Consider the following 1370-nt stretch of genomic DNA (forward strand, 5'->3'; position numbering starts at 1 on the left):
AAGTAGAAGGATAAAACTGAAAAACATAGAAATACTAAAATAAACAATGGATGAGAGGGGTGTGCGAAAACATGAGTGAGGATCTGTCTGATGCTGAAGTCTTGAGCAGAAAGGCCAAGTAAGTTTGTACTGGTGGCGCGATACATTTGCTCAATTATAAGCCGCTCCTCATGCCATGTTTCCAGTATGGCTTTCTCAAGAAACATGCTGCCATTCTGCTTGATATAGGAGGAAAAAGCTGAATCTTCCAAGATAGCTTTGATCGTAGGAAGCGACTCACCATCTTCAAAATCAGCTTTTAAGCTATCAATCTTTTGGGCTGAACCCAGGCCTTCTATGTTTAGCCTACGATCAAGGTAATCAAAAAAAATGGGGGCTTCGATTGCTAATAAATCTTGTTGGTAATGTTTGTTTATAGATAGCCACTGTTGTTCATCATGCTTATGCCCGTATAAGACGCTAATCAACAATGTGAGCGACAGAAGCAAGGTAAGAAAAGGAGTTTTCTTGATAGACATGGAGTATTTTGTTTTCACCCATCTTTAATAAGCATTGCACGATTAGACGGCAGCTTAATGCTCTTATACCGATACGAAGCCTATTTATAACAGAAAGCAGGGTGATTTGCCTCCTGGTATTTGACGGCTTAAGCCTCTACTTCCATAGAGGCTGACTTGCTTCGAGTTGTGCTTCTTGTCGGGACACGCCAATATCTCTTAATTGAGCATCACTCAGTTGAAGCAGCTTTTTACGTTGTCGGTGTATCTCCAGTCGCCATGCTAGCGAGTGTAATTGCTTGGCAAATCGTAGACATAGATTGGTGAGGCCTTTTAATGAGCCTGAGTAATTGTGAAGACCTTGTGGCGAAGGGAGTATTTCATGTCTCATCGTATCTTTCCTCGCAATACTAATAATGATAGGGCTTGAAGATGAATACTATACGGAGGTTGTCTGATACGTAACAGATTTAGAATTTAACTAAATTAGCCATAACAGATGTAGTATGAATGAACTGTTAAGTATAATATTTGAACAACTGTTATGGTTCTGGGAGCACAACAATGAAACAGCCTATTTATAAATTGTTAGCAAATGACCTTGCTGAGCAGATTCGGCAAAGTACTTTTGCTAGGGGGGATAAGCTTCCTTCTGTTCGGGAATTAGCGAAACAGCGCTCGGTCAGTGTGTCGACTGTTTTAATGAGCTACGGTTTACTAGAGGACTGGGGGCTGATTGAGGTGAGGCCAAAGTCTGGCTATTATGTTAAAGCCATTGCGCTCAGTGCGCCGGTAGAACATTTATCTAAAGACCATATCCACAACTCTGTCTCTGATTGCGGCCCGGATGAAGTCACCACTTCAGAATTGATC

At 41.5% G+C, this 1370-nt stretch carries 3 protein-coding genes; 1 reads left to right on the forward strand and 2 read right to left on the reverse strand.

All coding sequences use genetic code 11. The annotated features are described in order from the left end of the window. Positions 1–518 (reverse strand): hypothetical protein (locus A3756_RS19020; RefSeq protein ID WP_156490604.1); only part of this gene is annotated, 518 nt, incomplete at its 3' end. Positions 519–654: 136 nt separating this feature from the next. Beyond that, positions 655–888: a DUF1127 domain-containing protein gene (locus A3756_RS19025; RefSeq protein ID WP_068508732.1), complete on the reverse strand. Its 234-nt coding sequence runs from the start codon at positions 886–888 to the stop codon at positions 655–657. Positions 889–1061: 173 nt separating this feature from the next. Between A3756_RS19025 and A3756_RS19030 the strand changes: the two genes are divergently transcribed. After that, positions 1062–1370 (forward strand): GntR family transcriptional regulator (locus tag A3756_RS19030; protein ID WP_156490605.1); only part of this gene is annotated, 309 nt, incomplete at its 3' end.

Source organism: Oleiphilus sp. HI0086 (assembly GCF_001635225.1).